17 protein-coding genes and 1 pseudogene are annotated in these 20,612 nt (G+C 73.2%); 6 read left to right on the top strand and 12 right to left on the bottom strand.

Annotation, left to right across the window (positions count from 1 at the left end; genetic code table 11):
• Position 1: 1 nt before the first annotated feature.
• Both E0L36_RS19970 and E0L36_RS19965 read right to left on the bottom strand, forming a co-directional pair.
• A complete protein-coding gene (locus E0L36_RS19970; RefSeq protein ID WP_180930494.1) occupies positions 2–682 on the bottom strand; it encodes a response regulator transcription factor in 681 nt (226 codons plus the stop codon).
• Between the two features lie 187 nt (positions 683–869).
• The gene (locus E0L36_RS19965; RefSeq protein ID WP_180930493.1) at positions 870–2,102 is read right to left on the bottom strand and encodes a sensor histidine kinase; all 1,233 of its coding nucleotides are present in this window, start codon (positions 2,100–2,102) and stop codon (positions 870–872) included.
• 385 nt (positions 2,103–2,487) lie between these two features.
• On the opposite strand from E0L36_RS19965, the pseudogene E0L36_RS28540 reads away from it, so the two are divergent.
• Positions 2,488–3,633, top strand: a pseudogene (locus tag E0L36_RS28540) (SAM-dependent methyltransferase); the annotation flags it as partial.
• 634 nt (positions 3,634–4,267) lie between these two features.
• Positions 4,268–5,449: a hypothetical protein gene (locus tag E0L36_RS19955; protein ID WP_180930491.1), complete on the top strand. Its 1,182-nt coding sequence runs from the start codon at positions 4,268–4,270 to the stop codon at positions 5,447–5,449.
• A 140-nt stretch (positions 5,450–5,589) separates the two neighbouring features.
• On the opposite strand, the gene E0L36_RS19950 is transcribed toward E0L36_RS19955, so the two are convergent.
• Positions 5,590–6,762, bottom strand: coding sequence for an ABC transporter ATP-binding protein (locus tag E0L36_RS19950; RefSeq protein ID WP_180930824.1), 1,173 nt, complete (start codon positions 6,760–6,762; stop codon positions 5,590–5,592).
• Between the two features lie 334 nt (positions 6,763–7,096).
• On the opposite strand from E0L36_RS19950, the gene E0L36_RS19945 reads away from it, so the two are divergent.
• The 3 genes from E0L36_RS19945 to E0L36_RS19935 are packed head-to-tail and all read left to right on the top strand — an operon-like array spanning position 7,097 to position 9,719.
• Entirely contained in the window at positions 7,097–7,930 is an 834-nt protein-coding gene (locus E0L36_RS19945; protein ID WP_180930490.1) for an ABC transporter permease, read from the top strand.
• A gap of 3 nt (positions 7,931–7,933) precedes the next feature.
• Positions 7,934–8,704, top strand: a complete 771-nt coding sequence (locus tag E0L36_RS19940) for an ABC transporter permease (RefSeq protein WP_180930489.1) — start codon at positions 7,934–7,936, stop codon at positions 8,702–8,704.
• A gap of 13 nt (positions 8,705–8,717) precedes the next feature.
• Entirely contained in the window at positions 8,718–9,719 is a 1,002-nt protein-coding gene (locus tag E0L36_RS19935) for an ABC transporter substrate-binding protein (protein WP_180930488.1), read from the top strand.
• Positions 9,720–9,901: 182 nt separating this feature from the next.
• Here the strand turns inward: E0L36_RS19935 and E0L36_RS19930 are convergent, their stop codons facing one another.
• The 4 genes from E0L36_RS19930 to folP all read right to left on the bottom strand — a co-directional run bounded on the left by E0L36_RS19930 (position 9,902) and on the right by folP (position 12,757).
• A complete protein-coding gene (locus tag E0L36_RS19930) occupies positions 9,902–10,396 on the bottom strand; it encodes a DUF3180 family protein (RefSeq protein WP_180930487.1) in 495 nt (164 codons plus the stop codon).
• Between the two features lie 14 nt (positions 10,397–10,410).
• On the bottom strand, positions 10,411–11,007 hold the full coding sequence (gene folK / locus E0L36_RS19925; RefSeq protein WP_180930486.1) for a 2-amino-4-hydroxy-6-hydroxymethyldihydropteridine diphosphokinase: 597 nt from the start codon (positions 11,005–11,007) through the stop codon (positions 10,411–10,413).
• Positions 11,004–11,363: a dihydroneopterin aldolase gene (gene folB, locus E0L36_RS19920; protein ID WP_180930822.1), complete on the bottom strand. Its 360-nt coding sequence runs from the start codon at positions 11,361–11,363 to the stop codon at positions 11,004–11,006. Before folB ends, folK begins: the two co-directional genes overlap by 4 nt.
• A gap of 521 nt (positions 11,364–11,884) precedes the next feature.
• Complete coding sequence (folP, locus tag E0L36_RS19915; RefSeq protein WP_180930485.1) at positions 11,885–12,757, bottom strand: dihydropteroate synthase; 873 nt, start codon at positions 12,755–12,757, stop codon at positions 11,885–11,887.
• A 125-nt stretch (positions 12,758–12,882) separates the two neighbouring features.
• On the opposite strand from folP, the gene E0L36_RS19910 reads away from it, so the two are divergent.
• Positions 12,883–14,055, top strand: a complete 1,173-nt coding sequence (locus E0L36_RS19910) for an NADH-quinone oxidoreductase subunit D (protein ID WP_180930484.1) — start codon at positions 12,883–12,885, stop codon at positions 14,053–14,055.
• 88 nt (positions 14,056–14,143) lie between these two features.
• On the opposite strand, the gene folE is transcribed toward E0L36_RS19910, so the two are convergent.
• From folE to E0L36_RS19885, 5 genes are all read right to left on the bottom strand, one after another.
• The gene (gene folE, locus E0L36_RS19905) at positions 14,144–14,749 is read right to left on the bottom strand and encodes a GTP cyclohydrolase I FolE (RefSeq protein WP_180930483.1); all 606 of its coding nucleotides are present in this window, start codon (positions 14,747–14,749) and stop codon (positions 14,144–14,146) included.
• A 172-nt stretch (positions 14,750–14,921) separates the two neighbouring features.
• Positions 14,922–16,952: an ATP-dependent zinc metalloprotease FtsH gene (gene ftsH / locus E0L36_RS19900; protein ID WP_180930482.1), complete on the bottom strand. Its 2,031-nt coding sequence runs from the start codon at positions 16,950–16,952 to the stop codon at positions 14,922–14,924.
• A 218-nt stretch (positions 16,953–17,170) separates the two neighbouring features.
• The gene (hpt, locus tag E0L36_RS19895) at positions 17,171–17,710 is read right to left on the bottom strand and encodes a hypoxanthine phosphoribosyltransferase (protein WP_180930820.1); all 540 of its coding nucleotides are present in this window, start codon (positions 17,708–17,710) and stop codon (positions 17,171–17,173) included.
• A gap of 38 nt (positions 17,711–17,748) precedes the next feature.
• On the bottom strand, positions 17,749–19,125 hold the full coding sequence (gene tilS / locus E0L36_RS19890) for a tRNA lysidine(34) synthetase TilS (protein WP_180930481.1): 1,377 nt from the start codon (positions 19,123–19,125) through the stop codon (positions 17,749–17,751).
• Positions 19,126–19,391: 266 nt separating this feature from the next.
• The gene (locus E0L36_RS19885) at positions 19,392–20,525 is read right to left on the bottom strand and encodes a zinc-dependent metalloprotease (protein ID WP_180930480.1); all 1,134 of its coding nucleotides are present in this window, start codon (positions 20,523–20,525) and stop codon (positions 19,392–19,394) included.
• Positions 20,526–20,612: the final 87 nt, after the last annotated feature.

Raw genomic sequence — 20,612 nt, 5'->3', positions numbered from 1 at the left:
CTCACTCCCCGCGGGCGCGGACCAGGCCGGTCTCGTAGGCCAGCACCACGGCCTGCACCCGGTCCCGGAGGGAGAGCTTGGCGAGAATGCGGCCCACATGGGTCTTGACCGTCGCCTCGGAGAGCACCAGATGCCGGGCGATCTCCCCGTTGGAGAGGCCCTGGGCGACGAGGACGAGCACCTCGCGCTCCCGGTCGGTCAGCCGCTCCAGCTCCTTCGCGGGCGGCTCGGGGCTGGCCGAGGGCAGCACCATCGAGAACCGGTCGATCAGCCGCCGGGTGGTGCTGGGCGCCACGACCGCCTCGCCACTGTGCACCGCGCGGATGGCGTGCAGCAGGTCCCCGGGCGGCACGTCCTTGAGCATGAAGCCGCTGGCCCCCGCCTTCAGCGCGGAGAAGGCGTACTCGTCGAGGTCGAAGGTGGTGAGGATCAGCACCTTCGGGTCGCTCGCGCCCCCCTCGCCGCCCTCGCAGATCCGCCGCGTGGCCTCGACCCCGTCGACGCGCGGCATGCGCACGTCCATCAGCACCACGTCGACGGGCTGGCCCCGCAGCACCTCCAGGGCCTCGGCGCCGTCCCCGGCCTCCGCGACCACCTCCATGTCCTGTTGCGCCTCCACCACCATCCGGAACCCGGTACGGAGCAGGGCCTGGTCGTCGACGAGCATGACGCGGATCGTCATAGCGGTGAATCCCTTCGTGGTGGACCGGGCGTCCGCACACGTCGTACCGGGCCGGGAGCGCCGTGCGAGTCGTGGGCCGCGTCTGCCGGGAGCCCCTGGCCGGGGCGCCGGGAGAGAACAACGGGGACGGGAGCGGGAACGGGACTGGGAACGGGGGTAGGGGCGGGGGCGGGCGGCGGGGACGGCGTCACGAGGCGCCCTTGAGCGGCAGTACCGCCGTGATCCGGAAGCCGCCCGCGCCCGCGCGCGGCCCGGCCTCCAGGCTGCCGCCGACCATACCGACCCGCTCCCGCATGCCGATGAGCCCGTGCCCCAGGCCGTCCGCCCCACCGTCGTCGTAGAGGACGGCCTGGGCGCCGCGTCCGTCGTCCTCCGCGAGGAGGGTCAGGTCGTCGGCGCCGTAGCTGAGCAGCACGGTGGCCCCCACCTCCGGACCGCCGTGCTTGCGGGTGTTGGTCAGCGCCTCCTGGACGACCCGGTAGGCGGTCAGCTCCACACTGCTGGGCAGCGGCCGGGGGGTGCCCTCCACCCGGAAGTCGACGGTGAGGCCGGTGGCCCGCACCTGCTCCACCAGTTCGGCCAGCTGCTCGACACCGGGCTGGGGGACGTACTCGTCGTGGTCGCGCGCGGTGCCCTCACCGGTCCGCAACACCCCGAGCAGGCGGCGCATTTCGGCCAGTGCCTGCCGCCCCGTCCCCGAGATGGTCTCCAGCGCCTGCCGGGCCCGGTCCGGCGCGGTGTCCAGGACGTACGCGGCGCCGTCCGCCTGCACGACCATCACCGAGACGTTGTGCGCCACCACGTCGTGCAACTCGCGTGCGATCCGGGCGCGTTCGGCGGCGACCGCCACCTTGGACTGCGCCTCACGCTCCTTCTCCAGCCGGGTGGCGCGCTCCTCCAGCTGCTGGTAGTAGGCGCGGCGGGTCCGCATCGAGTCGCCCAGCACCCAGGCGAGCAGGAACGGGATGGTCAGGAAGACGCAGTTGAGCACCGCGCTCATGGTCCCCTGCGAGGTCTCGGGCCAGCGCAGGGTCGAGATCGCGGGGGCGACGGCCGCTCCCACCAGCGCGAACCGCGAGGCCCAGCCGGCCCCCTTCGAGGCCACCGTGAAGACGATCACCAGGAAGGCGAAGTTGCCCGGGTTCGGCTCCACGTCCGCCACCAGCTGCGCGAGGCCCGCGCCCGTCGCGAGCAGCAGCATCTGGTCCGTCGCGCGGCGCCGCAGGGCGACGACCAGGCTCAGCGCGAGCACGATCGGTACGGCGGCGACCTGCTCCTTCCGGTCCTTGAGCATCTGGTCGACACCCGGCTGGGCCAGGCTGGCGACGATCCAGACGCAGGACAGCACCAGCAGCAGTCCGGCCCAGAGACCGTCCACCCAGGTGGGGTGTCTGCGGATGAAGTCGTAGAGCCGGTTCACATACCCAAGGGTAGGAAGCGCGGTGACCCACCAGGGTCAGCCGGACGGCCGATAACCGGCCTCCACACGTACTCCCCAAGGTGGAGGGAAGCCCTACGCACGTACGGTGACCACCGTGACCTCCGACGTCAGGGGCTGGCGCGCGGCGATGGACCGCGCGCTCTACGGAACCGCCGGTGCGAGCCCCGCCGGGCACGAGCCGGACGGCGGCACCCCCGCCCACCCGCGCACCGAACGTGACCGGCGGCGTACGGAGACGGTGGCGCGGCCGGAACCCGGGCGGACGGGCCCGGAGGCGGCGGACAGGGGTACCGGACCGGAGACGGCGGACACGGGTGGGGGCCCGGAGGCGAACCCGGGCGCCCCCGGGGCGGGCGCCGCCCCGGGGGCGCCCGGGTTCTTCGTGCGGGAGGCGCCCGGGGCGCACTTCCGTACCTCGGTGCACGCCTCCCCGCTGTTCGCCGCCGCCGTGACCCGGCTGCTGCGCCGGGTCGACCGGCTGCTCGGCCACCCCTCTCCGCTGACCCTGGTGGACGTGGGTGCTGGTCGAGGGGAACTCCTCACCTCTGTACGGGGGTTGGTGAGCGCCACCCCCGAACTCGCCCGGCGCCTGCGGACGGTGGCGGTCGAACGGGCGCCCCGCCCGTCCGGTCTCGACCCCGCCATCGAGTGGCGCGCGGACCTCCCGCCCGAAGACAGCGTCACCGGGCTGCTGTTCGCCAACGAGTGGCTGGACAACGTCCCGCTCGACATCGCCGAACGGGACGCCTCGGGCGTCACGCGCTACGTCCTCACCGACCCGGCGGGCGAGGAGCGGCTGGGCGCGCCGCTCACCGAGGCGGACGCCGCCTGGCAGCGCCGCTGGTGGCCGCTGCCCGACGACGACCCCGGAGCCGGGACGGCGACCGGCCCCACCCGGGGCTCCCCCACCACGCCCCCACCGCTGCCCGGGCCCACGCCCGGCACCGGAATCCCGTCCGACGCGGGGACGCCCCGCACGGAGTGGGAGCCCGACGCCGAGACCCACTCCGGCGGCCACTCCGGCGGCGACGTCGCCTCGCTCGGCGCCAACTCCGCGCCGGACGGCGACTGGTGGGGCGTCGCGGGGTACCGGGTGGAGCTGGGCGCGCCCCGCGACCACGCCTGGGCGGCGGCCGTGCGCACCGTACGGGCGGGGCTCGCGGTGGCCGTCGACTACGCGCACACGCGCGCGGACCGCCCGCCCCACGGCACCCTGACCGGCTACCGGGACGGCCGCCAGGTCCGTCCGGTCCCCGACGGCGGCCGCGACCTCACCGCCCACGTGGCGCTGGACGCCTGCGCGGAGGCCGCCGGTGGCGGCAGCCTGCTCACCCAGCGGACGGCCCTGCGCGCGCTCGGCGTCCGGGGTGACCGTCCGCCGCTCGCCCTGGCCAGCCGCGACCCCGCGCGGTACGTCCGGGCGCTGGCGGAGGCGGGCGAGGCCGCCGAACTCACCGCCCGGGACGGGCTGGGAGCCTTCCACTGGCTGCTCCACCCCGTCGGCCCCGCCCTCCCCCCGGCCGACCCCGCCGGTTCCACGGATCCCACGGGTCCCACGTACCCCGCCGGTTCCGTGCGCCCCACCGACCCCACCGGCCACACGGGGCTCGCGGCACCCACGGGGTCCGGGATCTCCACAGGACCCGCACACCCGGCGGACTCCGTCCCGCCCGGCCACCGCCCGGCCCGCTCGAAGGTCACCGATCTGACCGGGGTCAGCGACCTGACCCACCTCACCGCCCACGTCCAGCGAACCCGGACGCCCAACATGCCCGATCCAACCGAATCACCCGATACGCCTGATACAGCCGATCCGTCCGGCGTGCTCGGCCTGCTCGACGCGCTCGGCATGCTGGGCACACCCGGCACACCGGACACGTCCGCCGCACCCGGCACTCCGATCCCACCCGGTTCGCCCGGTAAACCCAACTCGCCCTAGTTTCCCGGCTCATGGGATACACCCGGTCCCGGCGGCGGGAGGGGGTCCGGCGGCGGGGCGGCCCGACGGCCGCGCGACGGCGCGGAAGCCGCTCACCCGGGGGAGCACCGCGAGGTCGCGCGCCCGGCTCCACGGGGTTGTGACGGCATAACGATGCGCTTTGTCCGGTGTCGTGCATGACCGAGGTCACGGTACATTCCGAGCCATGCCACGTGGTCGTCATCGTCATTCACCGCCCTTGCACCGGCTCCTGCTCCCGGTCGCTGTCGCGGTGGCCGCCCTCGCCTGCGCCGGTGCCGCGTGGTTCGTCGGCGAGAGCGGCGTCGGCGACACGGAGACGGTGATCCTGCGTGGGCTGACCGCCGCCGCCGCGCTCTCCGCGACGGCCGGTGCGGTACTGCTCCGCTCCTGGGACCGCGCGGCGGGCCGGAAGGTGGCCGCCCTCCGGTCGGAGGCGGCCAGCGCCGAGTCCCAGGCCGAGGAGCGGCACGCGGAACTGTCGGCGGACACCGAGGAGTTGCGCGACCTCCGGCAGCGGCTTGAGCAGCGGATGCGCGACAAGCGCGCCGAACTCGCCGGGCTGCGCTCGGAACACGCGGATCTGCTCCGCCGGTACGCCCAGGCCGAGACGGAGCGTGCGAACGCCCTGGAGGGGCGGCGGCAGCTCCAACTGGAGGCGGCCAAGCCGACGATGGCACTCCCGGCCACCGCCACCGACCACCGGCAGTCCTCCGGCGCCCCGAGCACGCTCACCTACCTCCAGGCCGCGGAGGCGCTGCGCAACCTCACGCGCAGTGTGGCCCGGCAACGGGAACAGCGGGAGGCGGAGCGCGCGACCGAGGCCGTGCCCTCCACCGGGGCGGCTCCCGAGGTCGACGGTGCCGAGGGCTCCGGTCCGGCGCTCCGGCCCGTCCCGCGGCCACGGACCGGTGGCGCTCCCGCGCCCGGCCCCCGCTCCGGGGCGGCGGCCGGTTCCCCGTCCGGCTCCGGCTCGACGCGGGCCTCCCGGGCCGGAGTTGGGCCGGGCGGTGACGGCGGTTCCCGGTCCGGGGACACCGCGAGCGACCCGGGCGGGCGGTCCGGGCCGCCCGCCAACCGGGAGTACGGCCGGGGGCGGAAGGACGGCAAGGGCGGCGGGTTCGACTTCTTCGGCACCCGCTCAGGGGCCGCGAGCCGGAAGCGGGACGGTGGCCAGGAGGACGAGGAGCCGGACGGCGGCCCACGGGGCGACGGCTCCCTCCGCCCAGACGAAGGCCGGGACGCCGGAGACCGGGGCAACACCCCACGGGACGACGGGAGTCGGGGCGGGGACAGCCCGAACGGCGGCCGCTCCAGGGGCGGTCAGCCCGGTATGTCGCGCGGTCTCAGGCCGACGGCCCACAACTGACCCCGGTCGCCCGGCGGCAGGGCGCGGCACGCCGTACCACAGGACCGGCACCGGGGGCGGGCGGATCTCCGGGTGGCGGGCCGGGAGGACCCGGACGCCGTGCCCCGGGAACCGGACGCGACGGGGCGCGGGGGCCAGTCTCAGGCGGCGCCAACGGACTTCAGCACCACGTCGGCCCGGTCGATGTCCCGCTCGTCCGCGTCGACCGAGCGGCGCAGCGCCTCGTGCAGACGGCGGGGGGTGAGGACGCCGAGGAAGCGGTGGTCACGCTCCGGGTCGAGTACCGCGATCCACCCGGCGTCGTACTGGAGCATGGTGCTGAACGCCTGCTTGAGCGAGGCGCCGATCGGCAGCCACGCCTCCATGCGCCGCGCGTGGTCCGCGACGGTCGCCGTGGGCGCGGCGTCGTCGGCCGTCTCGGCGGCGATCCAGCCGTGCAGTTCGGTGCCGTCGTCCAGGACGACGGCCCATCGGGCGCCGTCCGCGCGCATCCGCGCGACGGCGGTCTCCATCCGGTCGTTGAGGTTGACGACCGGCGGCTCCTCCAGGTCGGCGGTCTCGATCGGGGTGACGGCGAGCCGCTTGAGCCCCCGGTCGGCTCCGACGAAGTCCGCGACGTACGGGGTGGCGGGGGCGCCCAGCACCTTGCTCGGCGCGGCGAACTGCTCGACGCGGCCCTCCCCGTACACCGCGATCCGGTCGCCGAGGCGTACCGCCTCCTCGATGTCGTGGGTGACCAGCAACACCGTCTTGTGCAGCGCCGCCTGGAGTTTGAGGAACTCGCTCTGGAGGTGCCCGCGCACCACGGGGTCGACGGCGCCGAACGGCTCGTCCATCAGCAGTACCGGTGGATCGGCGGCCAACGCACGGGCCACACCGACGCGTTGACGCTGGCCACCGCTCAACTGCTCCGGGTAGCGGGCCCCGTGTACGGCGGGGTCGAGGCCGACCAGCTCCAGCAGTTCGGCCGCGCGCTCGCGCCGCCTCGCCCTGGGCCAGCCGAGCAGGTGCGGCACGGTCGCGGTGTTCTCCAGCACGGTCTTGTGCGGGAAGAGTCCCACCTGCTGGATGACGTAGCCGATGCGGCGGCGCAGTTCGACCGGGTCGGCGTCCGCGATGTCGGCGCCGTCCAGCAGGATCCGCCCCGAGGTGGGCTCGATCAGGCGGTTGACCATCTTCATGGTGGTCGTCTTGCCGCAGCCGGACGGCCCCACGAGGGTGACGATCTCGCCCCGCTCCACCTCGAAGGAGAGGCCCTCGACCGCCGTGGTGCCGTCGGGATAGCGCTTGGTGACGTTCTCGAAGCGGATCATCGACTCGTTTTCGTCGGCTGCGGGGGCCACGCCGGGAATCTACCGCGCGGCCGGGTACGGGTCATGACGTTCGTACGAAGTCGCGAACCAAAGTCCGGGGGGACGGGTAGGGTCGCCGGTCGGTGCCACCCGGCCGGTGGCTCAACGACTCGGCGCGAAAGGGTGGTTGACGTGCGGGAGATCCAGTGACGGCATCCGGCGAAGCCGAGGCTCACCCCGAACCGTCCACGACGCGGGGGCCGTTGGCGGCCGCGCCACACCAGCGCTCCCCGAACACACCGGACACCGGATCATCGATAACGGGCAACTCCCCACGAAACAGCGGGAGCAGGCTGTGAACCACGGACAACAGGCGGCGGACCCCGGACAGTCGGCGGCGGACGGGTCCAGTTGCCTCACCGCGAACGACTGGATCTGCCCGGAGTACGTCCGTTCCCGGACACCGGAGTTGCTGGACGCCACCGTCGAGCACGTGTGGATCACCGCCAGTTCGGTGACGCTCGCACTCCTCATCGCGCTCCCCCTGGCGCTCGTCGCCCGTCGCTGGCGCCGGGCCACGGGGCCGGTGCTGGGGCTGACCACCGTGCTCTACACCATCCCCTCGCTGGCGCTGTACGCGCTGCTGCTGCCGGTCTTCGGGGTCTCCGCCTCGGTCGTGGTGACCGGGCTGGCGCTCTACTCGCTGACCGTGCTGGTGCGCAACATCCTGACCGGGCTGGCGTCCGTGCCACGGGAGGCCCGAGAGGCGGCGCGCGGTATGGGATACGGCCCGGCGCGACTGCTCTTCGAGGTCGAACTGCCCCTCGCGCTCCCGGCGTTGATGGCGGGGGTGCGCATCGCGACGGTCTCCGCCGTCTCCCTGACCACGGTCGGTGCGATCGTCGGGTTCGGCGGGCTGGGCAACCTCATCCACGAGGGGATGGAGAGCCTCTTCAAGGCCCAGGTGCTGACCGCCTCGGTGCTCTGCGTCCTGCTGGCCGTGCTCGCCGACCTCGCCCTGCTCGGGCTGCAACGGCGGCTCACACCCTGGACCCGGGGCACCGCGCCACGGCGCTCCCGCCTCCGGTCCCGCGCGGCCGTCCCGTCCGGCGCCGCCTCTCCCTCCGACCAGTCCGACGCCGACACCCCAGCCCGGTACGCCGGTTCGGGCGTCGAGAGGAGGCGGTGAACCATGGGAGTGATCCCGGACGTGTGGAGCTGGCTCTCCACAGCGGAACACTGGACGCGGCAGGGCGGCGTCTGGCAGCGGCTCGGCGAGCACGCCACCCTGACCGCGCTCAGCCTGCTGTTCGCCTGCGCTCTCGCGCTGCCCCTCGCGCTGTGGCTGGGACACGTCGGACGGGGCGGGGCGCTCGCCGTCAACATCTCCAACGTGGGCCGCGCGGTACCGACGTTCGCGGTGCTGGTGCTGCTGGCGCTCAGCCCGCTCGGCAAGCACGGCGACTGGCCGACCATCGTCGCGCTGGTGCTGTTCGCCGTCCCACCACTGCTGACCAACGCCTACGTCGGCGTCCGCGAGGCCGACCGGGACGTGGTGGAGGCCGCGCGCGGCATGGGGATGTCCGGCGGCCAGCTGCTCCTCCGCGTCGAACTGCCGCTGGCCTTCCCACTGTTGATGACCGGCATCCGCTCGGCGGCCGTGCAGCTGGTCGCCACCGCGACGCTCGCCGCGCTGCCCGGCGGGGGCGGCCTCGGCCGGGTCATCACCGCCGGGTTCGGCAACCACGACACCCCCCAGGTCGTCGCGGGCGCGGTGCTGGTCGCCGGGCTGGCGCTGCTGGTCGAGGCGGCGCTGGCGCTGACCCAGCGGCTGCTGGACCCGACGCGCCGCCGCCCCGCCAGCTCCCCCGCCCGCACCGGCAGCCCCGCCACCGGCCAGGACGGCCCCGCGGCGCCGTCCCCCGCACCGGACCACACGATCCCGGCACAGCCATCGGCCTGAGGAACGGAACCCCATGGACACCTTCAACCGCCCTCCCCACCAGCGGAGTTCACACCACACCCCGGCCGCCCGGACGCCCCGTCGCGCCCGGACCACGGGGGCCGTCACCGCCCTCGTCCTCGCGCTCACCCTGACCGCCTGCGGCGGCGACAGCCTGGAGGAGGACGGTGGCTCCGGCGGCGACAGGGGCAGCCTGGTCATCGGCTCCGCGGGCTTCACCGAGTCCCAGCTGACCGCCGAGCTGTACGCGGCCGTCCTCACCCGCGCCGGATACTCCACCGACATCAGCAAGCTGAAGAACCGCGAACTGTACGAACCGGCGCTGCGCAAGGGGCAGATCGACGTGGTGCCCGAGTACGCCGCCACCCTCGCCGAGTACCTCAACTCCGAGGAGAACGGCAAGGACGCCAAGCCCGTCGCCACCAACGACGTCGACGAGACCGTCACCGCGCTGCGGAAACTGGCCACCAAGCGCGGACTGAAGGTGCTGCCCGCCGGGGACGCGGTTGCGCAGAACGCCTTCGCCGTACGCCGGGACTTCGCCACGGAACACAAGCTCAGGACCCTCACCGACCTGGGCAGGTCGAAGGAGAGGATCAAGCTGGCGGCCGGGGACGAGTGCGAGACCCGCCCCTTCTGCCGCCCCGGCCTGGAGAAGACCTACGGAATCGACATCACCGAGATCGACCCCAAGGGCGTCGGCACCACCCAGGCCAAGCAGGCGGTCAAGGACGGCACCGACCAGCTCGTGCTGACCACCACGACCGACGCCACCCTGGACGCCTTCGACCTGGTGCTGCTCAAGGACGACAAGCGGCTCCAGAACGCCGACAACATCCTGCCGGTCGTCAACGCCGAGGACGCGGGCGGGAAGGACGTCGCCGCCGCGCTCAACGAGTTGACCGAGACGCTCACCACAAAGGACCTGATCAGGATGAAGAGCCGGGTGGACCGCGACCGCGAGAAGCCCGGAGACGTGGCGCGCGACTACCTCGCGTCAAAGAACCTCGACTGACCGTCCAGCACCCGCCCCGCCACCCAGCACCGTCCGCCCGCGCCCCCGGCCCGGCCGAGCCCGCACTCCGGAGCCCCGGCCGGGCCCGGCGCCGAACGCGGGCTGGCCGGGCGGGACGGCGGACGGTCGGACCCCCCGGCCGAGGTCACCCCGGAAGCGGTCAGTGGAGCGCCACAGGGCGGTCAGCGGGCCGCCGCCGGGGGCGGGGTGGAGTCGTCGTCGCCGTCCTCGGGCAGCTTGCAGATCCGCTCCAGGAAGACCGCGGCGGCCACCACACCCGCCCCGGCCAGCACGGAGAGCCCCGCGTACAGCGTCTGATCACCGCGGGCCGGGGCGTTCGACCCCTCCAGCAGGAGATACACGCCCGTGCCCCCGTACATCCCCGCGACCAGCGCCGCCACCAGCGCGCTCGCCTGCGCGAACAGCGCGGCCCGCGCCGCCATCAGCGGATCGACGCCCTTCGCGCCCGGCTCCCGCTCCCGCTGCGCCTTCAGCCGGGACCGCAGCGACAGCGCCGTCGCCAGCAGCACGGCCGCGATCGCGGCCAGGACCACGGGCGCCGCCACCGGCACCCCGGGCAGCGTGCCCAGGGTGTCCCACAGCCGTGCGGCGGCCCAGGACAGCACTCCGGCGACCAGGAAGAGCCCCAGCAGGGCGCGGATTCGCAGTTCCTTCACGGGGCTCCCAACGACTAGTCAGGCAGGCTGAGTTCCAGATCGCCACGGGCCACGACGCCCTCCCGGCCCACGCCGCCCAGCAGCTCGGCGACCGGACCACGCCCCGGCACCTCGGCGGACGGGTCGACATCGTGCCACGGGGCGAGGACGAAGGCCCGCTCATGCGCGTGCGGGTGCGGCAGCGTCAGCGCCGGATCGTCCGAGAGGACGTCCTGGTAGGAGACGATGTCGACATCGATGGTGCGCGGGCCCCAGCGCTCCGAGCGCACCCGCTCCAGCGCCTCCTCCACCGCCTGCCCGCGCTCCAGCAGCGAGGACGGCGGGAGGGTCGTCTTCACGATCAGGACGGCGTTGAGGTAGTTCGGCTGACTGCCGGGCTCGACGCCCCACGGCGCCGTCTCGTAGACCGGTGACACCTTCTTGACCCGGAGCCCCGGCGTGTCCGCGAGCGCGTCGACCGCGCTCTGCAACATCTCCAGCCGGTCACCCACGTTGCTGCCCAGCGCGATCACCGCACGTCTGGGGTTGTGCAGGGTGGTGTCCGCCGCGTCCACCTGCTGTACGACGGAGGCGGGTACCGGCTGCACGGTCGGGTCACTGTTCGGCGTCATCCACGGCTCCGCTTGATAGTGATGGTCACGTCCTCGAACGGCACGCTGATGGGGGCCTCGGGCTTGTGAACGGTCACCTCGGCCTCGTCGACGGCCGGGTGAGCCAGGCAGGCGTCCGCGATCCGCTGCGCCAGCGTCTCGATCAGCGCGACCGGCTCCCCCTCGACCAGCGCGACGACCGCCTCGGCCACCTCGCCGTAGTGCACGGTCCTGGTGAGGTCGTCGTCAGCCGCGGCGGCCCGGGTGTCCAGCCCCAGGCTGAGGTCGACGACGAAGGTCTGGCCCTCCTCGCGCTCCCGCGGGAAGACCCCGTGGTATCCGCGGGCTCGCAGGCCGCGCAGCGCCACACGGTCCACCTCGATCACTCCCGTCGCGTCGGTCTCTCGTTCGGTTGTCACGTTCGGTGTCTCGTCGGTCTCGCTCGAACTCGTCGATCTCTCGTACGCCCCCGGACGCACCGGGGCGCGCCACCGGAATCGAATCTACCTGCGAGCGCGGACCAGTCTTACCCTTGGGGGCGCCCTGGACACAGCGGGTTCATGCTGCTACGGATGACCGCTCCCGGCCGCGCCCCACCGGCCGCCACCCCGCGCGCACGACGGCCCGACCGCCGTCTACCCCCTGCCCCACCGTCCACGCGCGGCACAGCCCGGAACGTGGGAAGGACCCGAAAGAGTGTGCCGCGCGTGTCCCGATGACCCCGACTTCCCCCACCCTTCGGCCCGCTTCGGCCCCCTCCGGTCCCCTCATCGGACCGCGCCCACCCGAACGGTCCGACGAGCCGGGCGCCGCCAACTCCCGGCCGCGCGCCGCGAGTCAGCCCCCGGCCACGGCTCACCGGCCGCGCCCCGGCGGACCCGCGCCCCTGGGAGAGCGGTCACGCGGCTCCGGACTCCGCCCGGCGGACGGCGCGCACCACCCGGACCGCATCCGCGCTGGCCCGTACCTCGTGCACCCGCACCGCCCAGGCACCCTCGCGCGCCGCGAGCGCGGTGACCGCGGCGGTCGCGGCGTCCCGCTCGCGGGCCGGGGGCGGGGTGGCGTCCTCGGCGTCAGCCAGCACCCGGCCGAGGAAGCGCTTCCGGGAGGCCGCGACCAGCACCGGACGCCCGAGTTCGGCGCGGAGCCTGCGCAGCCCCGCGACCAGCGCGAGGTCGTGCTCCGCCCGCTTGGCGAAGCCGAGCCCCGGGTCGATGACGATGCGCTCCGGGGCGATCCCGCCGTCCACCGCGCGTTCCGCCCACTCCCGCAGCTCCGCCACCACCTCGGTCACCACGTCGGTGTAGACGGCGCGGTTGTTCATGTCGATGCTCTGCCCCCGCCAGTGCATCACCACGAACGGGGCACCGGCCGCCGCGACGGCCGGGACCATCCCCGGGTCGGCCTGCCCGCCGCTCACGTCGTTGACCAGCACCGCGCCCGCCTCCAGCGCCCGGGCGGCCACGTTCGCCCGCATGGTGTCGACGGAGATCGGCACCCCCTCGGCGGCCAGTCCCCGCACGACGGGGAGCACCCGGCGCAGCTCCTCGTCCTCGTCCACCCGGGGCGCTCCGGGACGGGTGGACTCGCCACCGACGTCGACCAGATCCGCACCCTCGGTGACCAGGCCCAGACCGCGTTTGATCGCGGTCTGGGTGTCGAACCACCGGCCGCCGTCGGAGAACGAGTCCGGCGTCACGTTCACCACGCCCATCACGGCGCAGCGGTCCCACGGGGGCAGTCCGGCCACCTGGTCACACGAAGCGTTCATACGTTCCAGCGTAGAGGCAGCCCCCCGGCGGCCGCCGGGCCCGGTTCCCCCGCCCCTCCCGCCCCCGCCGTCCCCCTCTCTCGCCCTGTGTTCCGCGCCTCCCACCGCCTGCGACACTGACCCGCATGAGTCAGACGGGTCACGCGGCGGGGCAGCGGGCGGAGACGACGGTCGGCATCGGCGGGGCGGCCGAGAGCACCGACATGGTGCTCAACATCGGGCCGCAGCATCCGTCCACCCACGGGGTGCTGCGGCTGCGGCTGGTGCTGGACGGGGAGCGGATCAGCGAGGCCGAACCGGTGGTCGGCTACATGCACCGGGGCGCGGAGAAGCTCTTCGAGGCACGCGACTACCGGCAGATCATCGTGCTCGCCAACCGGCACGACTGGCTCTCCGCCTTCTCGAACGAACTGGGCGTGGTGCTGGCCGTCGAGCGGATGCTCGGCATGGAGGTGCCCGAGCGGGCGGTCTGGCTGCGCACCCTGCTGGCCGAGCTGAACCGGGTGCTCAACCATCTGATGTTCCTCGGCTCGTACCCGCTGGAGCTGGGCGGCATCACGCCGGTCTTCCACGCGTTCCGGGAGCGCGAGGAGCTACAGAACGTGATGGAGGAGCTGTCCGGCGGCCGGATGCACTACATGTTCAACCGGGTCGGCGGGCTCAAGGAGGACCTGCCCGCGGGCTGGCCGCACCGCGCCCGGCAGGCGGTGGGCGCGGTGCGCGCCCGGATGGGCGTCTTCGACGAACTGGTGCTGGGCAACGAGATCTTCCGGGGCCGCACCCGGCACATCGGGGTGCTGGACCCCGGCACGATCGAGGCGTTCGGGGTGAGCGGCCCGCTGGCCCGCGCCTCCGGGGTCGACTTCGACCTGCGCCGGGACGAGCCGTACCTCGCCTACCGGGAACTGGCCGACACTCTGCGTGTGGTCACCCGCCCCGAGGGCGACTGCCTGGCCCGTTTCGAGGTGCTGCTGGAGCAGACGCACAACGCGCTCGACCTCGCGGACGCCTGTCTGGACCGGCTCGCGGAGCTGCCGCCCGGCCCGGTCAACCAGCGGCTGCCCAAGGTGCTCAAGGCACCCGAGGGCACCACCTACGCCTGGACGGAGAACCCGCTGGGGCTGAACGGCTACTACCTCGTCTCGAAGGGCGAGAAGACGCCGTACCGGCTCAAGCTGCGCTCCGCCTCCTTCAACAACATCCAGGCGCTGACCCGCCTGCTGCCGGGCACACTGGTCTCCGACATGGTGGCCATCCTCGGCTCGTTCTTCTTCGTCGTCGGAGACGTCGACAAGTGAGCCGTCCGGGAGCGCCGCCCACCAGCTGAGCCGGGCGCGGAGCGGGGAAGCCCGGGTGGCTCCCCACCGCCCCGTTCGGCGCGGCGCGTCAGCGGGCGAGTATCAGGCTCATCGCCTCGGCCCGGGTGGTGGCGTCCCGCAGCTGGCCCCGCACCGCCGAGGTGGTGGTCTTGGCCCCGGGCTTGCGCACCCCCCGCACCGACATGCACATGTGCTCACACTCGATGACGACGATCACGCCGCGGGGCTCCAGGATCCGCATCAGGGAGTCCGCGATCTGCGTCGTCAGTCGCTCCTGCACCTGCGGACGGCGGGCGAACACCTCGACCAGCCGGGCCAGCTTCGACAGCCCGGTGATCTTGCCGGTGGTGGCCGGGATGTAGCCCACGTGCGCGACGCCGTGGAACGGCAGCAGGTGGTGCTCGCAGTTCGAGACCACCTCGATGTCCTTGACCAGCACCAGCTCGTCGTGGCCGAGGTCGAAGGTCGTCGTCAGCACGTCCTCGGGGCGCTGCCGGAGCCCCGCGAACAGCTCCCGGTAGGCCCGCGCCACCCGCGCCGGGGTCTCCAGCAGCCCCTCGCGGTCCGGGTCCTCACCCACCGCGATCAGCAGCTCCCGGACGGCGTTCTCCGCGCGCTTCTCGTCGAACTCGCCGGTCGCCCGGCTCTCCTCCACCGTCACCGGGTCGGTCATCTGCTGCCCCGTTCCTCGAACACGCCGGTCAGTGCGGCCATACACACCACGCCCCTCAGGCTAGAACCCGAGGGGCGTGGTGGACATTCCAGCCAGGAGCCGGGGCCGTGATCCCTGTCACGGCGCGGTGGCCCGGTGGCCCGACACGGCGCGGGCGGAGCCGCGCCGCCGCTCAGCTCTCCGTCGGATCCACCGGCTCCACGATGGCGTCCGAGTCACGGGGGCCGATCTCGCGACCCTTGTCCAGCGACGGCGTCGAGCCGTTCCCGTTGGTCAGCGCGCCGTTCGGCGCCGAGACCGGCGGACGGGTGGACGGCGTGCGCCGGGAGGACCCGGTCCACGCCGGACGGGCCGGGCGCTTGACGATGGGCGCGAAGACCTCGGCGATCTCCTCCTTGCCCAGGGTCTCCTTCTCCAGCAGCGCGAGGACCAGGTTGTCGAGAACGTCGCGGTTCTCCACGAGGATCTCCCAGGCCTCGTTGTGCGCCGCCTCGATCAGCTTCTTGACCTCCTCGTCCACCAGTCCGGCGACCTCCTCGGAGTAGTCGCGCTGGTGGGCCATCTCCTTGCCGAGGAACGGCTCGGAGTTGTCGGAGCCGAACTTGATGGCGCCCAGCCGCTCCGTCATGCCGTACTGGGTGACCATCGCGCGGGCGGTGGCCGTCGCCTTCTCGATGTCGTTGGCCGCGCCGGTGGTCGGGTCGTGGAAGACCAGCTCCTCCGCCGCGCGCCCGCCGAGCATGTAGGCGAGCTGGTCGAGCATCTCGTTGCGGGTGGTGGAGTACTTGTCCTCGTCGGGCAGGACCATGGTGTAGCCGAGGGCCCGGCCGCGCGACAGGATGGTGATCTTGTGCACCGGATCGGAGTTCGGTGAGGCCGCCGCGACCAGGGCGTGCCCGCCCTCGTGGTACGCGGTGATCTTCTTCTCCTTGTCGCTCATGATCCGGGTGCGCTTCTGCGGACCAGCGACGACGCGGTCGATGGCCTCGTCCAGATAGCGGTTGTCGATCAGCTTGTGATCGCTGCGCGCCGTGAGCAGCGCCGCCTCGTTCAGCACGTTGCTGAGGTCGGCACCGGTGAAGCCGGGGGTGCGCCGGGCGACCGCGCCGAGGTCCACGTCGGTGGCCATCGGCTTGCCCTTCTGGTGCACCTTGAGGATCTCCAGCCGCCCCTGCATGTCCGGACGGTCGACGGCGATCTGCCGGTCGAAGCGGCCGGGCCGCAGCAGCGCCGGGTCCAGGATGTCCGGCCGGTTGGTGGCGGCGATCAGGATGACGCCGCCCTTCACGTCGAAGCCGTCCATCTCGACGAGGAGCTGGTTCAGGGTCTGCTCGCGCTCGTCGTGCCCGCCGCCCATACCGGCGCCGCGGTGGCGGCCGACGGCGTCGATCTCGTCGACGAAGACGATCGCCGGGGCGTTCGCCTTGGCCTGCTCGAAGAGGTCCCGCACCCGGGAGGCGCCGACACCGACGAACATCTCGACGAAGTCGGAGCCGGAGATCGAGTAGAAGGGGACGCCCGCCTCCCCGGCGACCGCGCGGGCCAGCAGGGTCTTACCGGTACCGGGCGGGCCGTAGAGCAGCACGCCCTTGGGGATCTTCGCGCCGACGGCCTGGAACTTCGCGGGCTCCTGGAGGAACTCCTTGATCTCCTGGAGCTCCTCGCACGCCTCGTCGGAACCGGCGACGTCGGTGAAGGTGGTCTTCGGCGTGTCCTTGGTGATCAGCTTGGCCTTGGACTTCCCGAAGTTCATGACCCGGGAGCCGCCGCCCTGCATCTGGTTCATGAGGAACAGGAAGACGATGATGATCAGCAGGAAGGGAAGGATCGAGAGCAGCATCCCGACCAGCGGGTTCTGCTTCTGCGGAGCCACCGTGTAGCCCTTGGGAAGCTCCTTGTTCTCCTGCTTCTCCTGGAGCTTGTTGGCCAGCGCGACACCCTGGTTGTCGATGTAGCTGGCCTTGATCTTGTCGCTGTCCTCGACCTTGGCGCCGTCCTTCAGCTCCAGCTTGACGGTCTGCTCGTCGCCGGTCGTCAGCTCAGCCGACTTCACCTTGTCGTCGTTGATCGCCTGTACGATCTGGCCCGTGTCCACCGTCTTGTAGCCGCCGGACGAGCCGACGACCTGCATCAACACGACCACGGCGAGGACGGCCAGCACGATCCACATGACCGGCCCGCGGAAGTATCGCTTCACGTCCATCCATACGGAGCGCGTGCGCCCCGTCCCTCCTGCCACAGTGAGTTGAAAAGACTGACCTTCGGACGGTACCCCAGCATTGTCACCCGGCGCCGCCGAGCACGGTCAACCGCACCGCGCTCCCCTGTCCAACGGGGAGCGGAACCCACGAGTTCCCACGCCCACGCCCCGGCGCCGCCCGACGGCGCCGCCCGTTCCGGCGGGTGCCGCCGAACGGCTGGTCAGCCGCCGTACACATGCGGGGCGAGCGTCCCGACGAACGGGAGATCGCGGTACTTCTCCGCGTAATCCAGCCCGTACCCCACCACGAACTCGCTGGGGATGTCGAAGCCCACCCACTTCACGTCGATGGCGACCTTGGCCGCCTCCGGCTTGCGCAGCAGGGTGCAGACGTTCAGCGAGGCGGGCTCCCGGGAGCCCAGGTTGGACAGCAGCCAGGAGAGCGTCAGCCCGGAGTCGATGATGTCCTCGACGATCAGGACGTCCCGGCCCTTGATGTCGGTGTCCAGGTCCTTGAGGATGCGCACCACTCCGGAGGACTGGGTGCCCGCGCCGTAGGAGGACACCGCCATCCAGTCCATGGTGACGGGCGTCGACAGGGCCCTGGCGAGGTCGGCCATGACCATGACGGCGCCCTTGAGCACCCCGACGAGCAACACGTCCCGGCCCGCGTACTCCGCGTCGATCTCGGCCGCCAGCTCGGTGAGCTTCGCCCTGATCTCTTCTTCGCTGATGAGTACCGACTTGAGGTCGGCCCCCATGTCCTTCTCGTCCACCCGTGCCGCTCTCGCTCGGAGTCTCAGCTCTGTGAGCCCTGCCGGATGACCAGTCTGCCACCCTGCCTCCGCGCCTCCACACGCCCGGGCAGGCTGATCGCCCGCTGCCCCCGCCAGGCGGTGATCAGCCGGTCGATCTCCTCGACGTGCCGGGCGAACAGCGAACCGGCCGGGGAACCGGCCCCGATGGCGGCCCGGCGCAGCACCCGGCGGCGCACCGCGGGCGGCAGCGCGTACAGCCGGGCCACGTCCAGCTCGCAGCCGCCGCGCTCGTCCCCGCGGTGCTCAGCCCCGCGCTCGGCCGTCTCCTGTTCGCGCTCGGCGGAGACGGCGTCCCGCCGGGGGGCGGTCCGGGCCGGGCGGACAGGGGAGGCGCCCAGCCGGACGGTGCGCTCGGCCTCGTCCGCCCAGCGGTCCAGGGCGTCCGCGTCGTCCCGGGAGAGCTGGGCCGTCCGGGCGAGGGCGTCCACCACGCCCTTGCCGAGCGCCTTCTCCAGGGCGGGCAGCGCCTCGTGCCGCACCCGGGAGCGGGTGTAGGCGGGGTCGGTGTTGTGCGGGTCGTCCCAGACGGGCAGCGACTGGACCATGCAGGCGCGGCGGGTGCTCTGCCGGTCTATCGCCAGGAACGGGCGGCGGTACCGGCCGCCGGGCCCGGTGACGGCGGCCATCCCGGAGAGCGAGCGGGTGCCGGAGCCGCGCGCCAGGCCGAGGAGGACCGTCTCCGCCTGGTCGTCCCGGGTGTGGCCGAGGAGCACGGCGGCGGCGCCGAGCCGTTCGGCCGCCTCGTCGAGCGCCGCGTACCGCGCCTCGCGGGCGGCGGCCTCCGGACCGGAGGTGGTGCGGGGGACGGAGACGGCGACGGACACCACGGGCTCCAACCGGAGGGCGTGCATCCGGTCGACCACCTCGGCGGCCCGCTCGGCCGAGCCGGGCTGGAGCCCGTGGTCGACGGTGACGCCCCCGGCGCGCAGGCCGAGGCGGGGTGCCTCGAAGGCGAGGGCGGAGGCGAGGGCGACCGAGTCGGCGCCGCCCGAGCAGGCGACGAGCACGAGCGGCGGGGAGTCGGTGGGGGTGGGCCGCGCGGCGGATCGGGCGGCCCCGGGCCCCGCGGGGACGGCGGAGGCGGGGGGACGGCCGGAGTCGGCGGAAGCGCGGGGGGAGTCAGCCGGAGCGGGACCGACGGGACCGACGGGACCAACGGAGCCGGGGGATCCGGGAGTTGCCGGTCGGGAAGCGAGGGGGACGGAGGACTCGGCCGGGGGGAGCACCCCGTCCGTGGGAGCGCCGGAGGAGTGGGAGGGGAGGCCGGGGGGAAGGGGGGTGACGTGTTCGGTCAGCACGTCGTGGAGTACGCGGCGGACCGCCAGGCGTATCGCGGCGACCGCGGGGTGGGGACCCATGTCCGATTCACTTCCTCTGGGAGGGATCTGAGAGACCGGAGAAACTGATCACTCGTTGCACTCGATCACTCTGAGACTGATCACCGGCCGACCAGTGGAGATGATCACTGGGGTCGTGCGCGGTGCGGCATCGCGGTGCCCATCGGACGGCGATCACTCTGAGTGTGTCGATGGTGACAGACTAGGTGCGCGTTTCCCGAGCATCGCACGCATACGTGGCGCTCACGGTCCCTCGGACGGGTGACAGTCCAGGCTCCCGGTAGCCATCACTCCGGCTTTCGGTGCACCCTCGCGACCCAGTCCGCCGGTTTGGCGATCTCCGCCTTCGTGGGCAGCGTGTTGGGGGACGTCCACACGCGGTTGAAGCCATCCATACCCACCTCGTCCACCACCGCGCGCACGAACCGCTCGCCCTCCCGGTACTGCCGCAGTTTCGCGTCCAGCCCGAGCACCCGGCGCAGTACCTGGTCCAGCCGCCCGGCACCCGAGGCGCGGCGCTTCTGGAACTTCTCCCTGATCTCCGCGACGGACGGCACGACCTGCGGGCCCACCCCGTCCATCACGTAGTCGGCGTGCCCCTCCAGGAGGGACATCACCGCCGTCAGCCGTCCCAGGATCTCGCGCTGCGCCGGAGTCTGCACCAGCTCGACGAGGCTGCCCCGGTCGGCGGACTCCTCCGCCGGGGCGCCCTCGCGGGAGCCGGTCAGCGACTGCACAGCCTCGCGCAGCCGCTCCAGGAAGGTCGACGGGTCCATCTCGGTCTCGCCGAGGAAGGTCTGGATCTCGCCCTTGAGGTGGTCGCGGAGCCAGGGCACCCCGGCGAACTGGGTGCGGTGGGTCTCCTCGTGCAGGCAGACCCAGAGCCGGAAGTCGCGCGGGTCGACCTCCAGCTCCCGCTCGACGTGCACGATGTTCGGCGCGACGAGCAGCAGACGGCCACCGCCGTCCGTACCGGCCGGCAGCTCCCGGGTGGCGGGCGCGAAGGTCTCGAACTGGCCGAGGACGCGGGAGGCCATGAAGGACAGCAGCATCCCCACCTCGACGCCGGTCACCTTGCCGCCGACGGCGCCGAGCACCGCGCCGCCCGGCAGGTTCGACCGCCGCTCCTCCATCCTCTCCAGCAGCGGGGTGAGCAGTTCGCGGAAGCCCGCGACGTTGGCGCGCACCCAGCCGGGGCGGTCGACGATCAGCACGGGGGTGTCCGAGTCCACCGCCTCCGCGGGCCCCATCCGGGTGAAGTCGCGGACGTGCTCCTCGGATGACTTGGCGTGCCGCCGCAGCTCGGCGACGGTGGCGCGCGCCTCGTCCCTGCTCACGTTGGGGCCCGGCCGCACCAGCCGGGTCGCGGTCGCCACCGCGAGGTTCCAGTCGACCATCTCCACACCACCGAGGCTCGTCATGGCTTCACGGTACGTGGCACGCGCGCCGGGCGGGAGCGGCCGGGGCCCGGGGAGGTGCGGGGCGTCCCCGGCCGGCCCCGGAGCCGG

It is taken from the genome of Streptomyces sp. AJS327 (genome assembly GCF_013450295.1).
In the GTDB taxonomy this organism is placed as follows: domain Bacteria; phylum Actinomycetota; class Actinomycetes; order Streptomycetales; family Streptomycetaceae; genus Streptomyces.
The sequence above is the reverse complement of the archived record's forward strand: the minus strand, read 5'-3'. Positions and strand labels throughout refer to the sequence as shown.

Bases quoted from the DNA above. Each gene is read 5' to 3' on its own strand.
- E0L36_RS19970 (WP_180930494.1), bottom strand. From the start codon at position 682: ATGACGATCCGCGTCATGCTCGTCGACGACCAGGCCCTGCTCCGTACC.
- E0L36_RS19955 (WP_180930491.1), top strand. From the start codon at position 4,268: ATGCCACGTGGTCGTCATCGTCATTCACCGCCCTTGCACCGGCTCCTG.
- E0L36_RS19950 (WP_180930824.1), bottom strand. From the start codon at position 6,762: ATGATCCGCTTCGAGAACGTCACCAAGCGCTATCCCGACGGCACCACG.
- E0L36_RS19940 (WP_180930489.1), top strand. From the start codon at position 7,934: ATGGGAGTGATCCCGGACGTGTGGAGCTGGCTCTCCACAGCGGAACAC.
- E0L36_RS19935 (WP_180930488.1), top strand. From the start codon at position 8,718: ATGGACACCTTCAACCGCCCTCCCCACCAGCGGAGTTCACACCACACC.
- folK (WP_180930486.1), bottom strand. From the start codon at position 11,007: ATGACGCCGAACAGTGACCCGACCGTGCAGCCGGTACCCGCCTCCGTC.
- folP (WP_180930485.1), bottom strand. From the start codon at position 12,757: ATGAACGCTTCGTGTGACCAGGTGGCCGGACTGCCCCCGTGGGACCGC.
- E0L36_RS19910 (WP_180930484.1), top strand. From the start codon at position 12,883: ATGAGTCAGACGGGTCACGCGGCGGGGCAGCGGGCGGAGACGACGGTC.
- folE (WP_180930483.1), bottom strand. From the start codon at position 14,749: ATGACCGACCCGGTGACGGTGGAGGAGAGCCGGGCGACCGGCGAGTTC.
- ftsH (WP_180930482.1), bottom strand. From the start codon at position 16,952: ATGGACGTGAAGCGATACTTCCGCGGGCCGGTCATGTGGATCGTGCTG.
- hpt (WP_180930820.1), bottom strand. From the start codon at position 17,710: ATGGGGGCCGACCTCAAGTCGGTACTCATCAGCGAAGAAGAGATCAGG.
- tilS (WP_180930481.1), bottom strand. From the start codon at position 19,125: ATGGGTCCCCACCCCGCGGTCGCCGCGATACGCCTGGCGGTCCGCCGC.
- E0L36_RS19885 (WP_180930480.1), bottom strand. From the start codon at position 20,525: ATGACGAGCCTCGGTGGTGTGGAGATGGTCGACTGGAACCTCGCGGTG.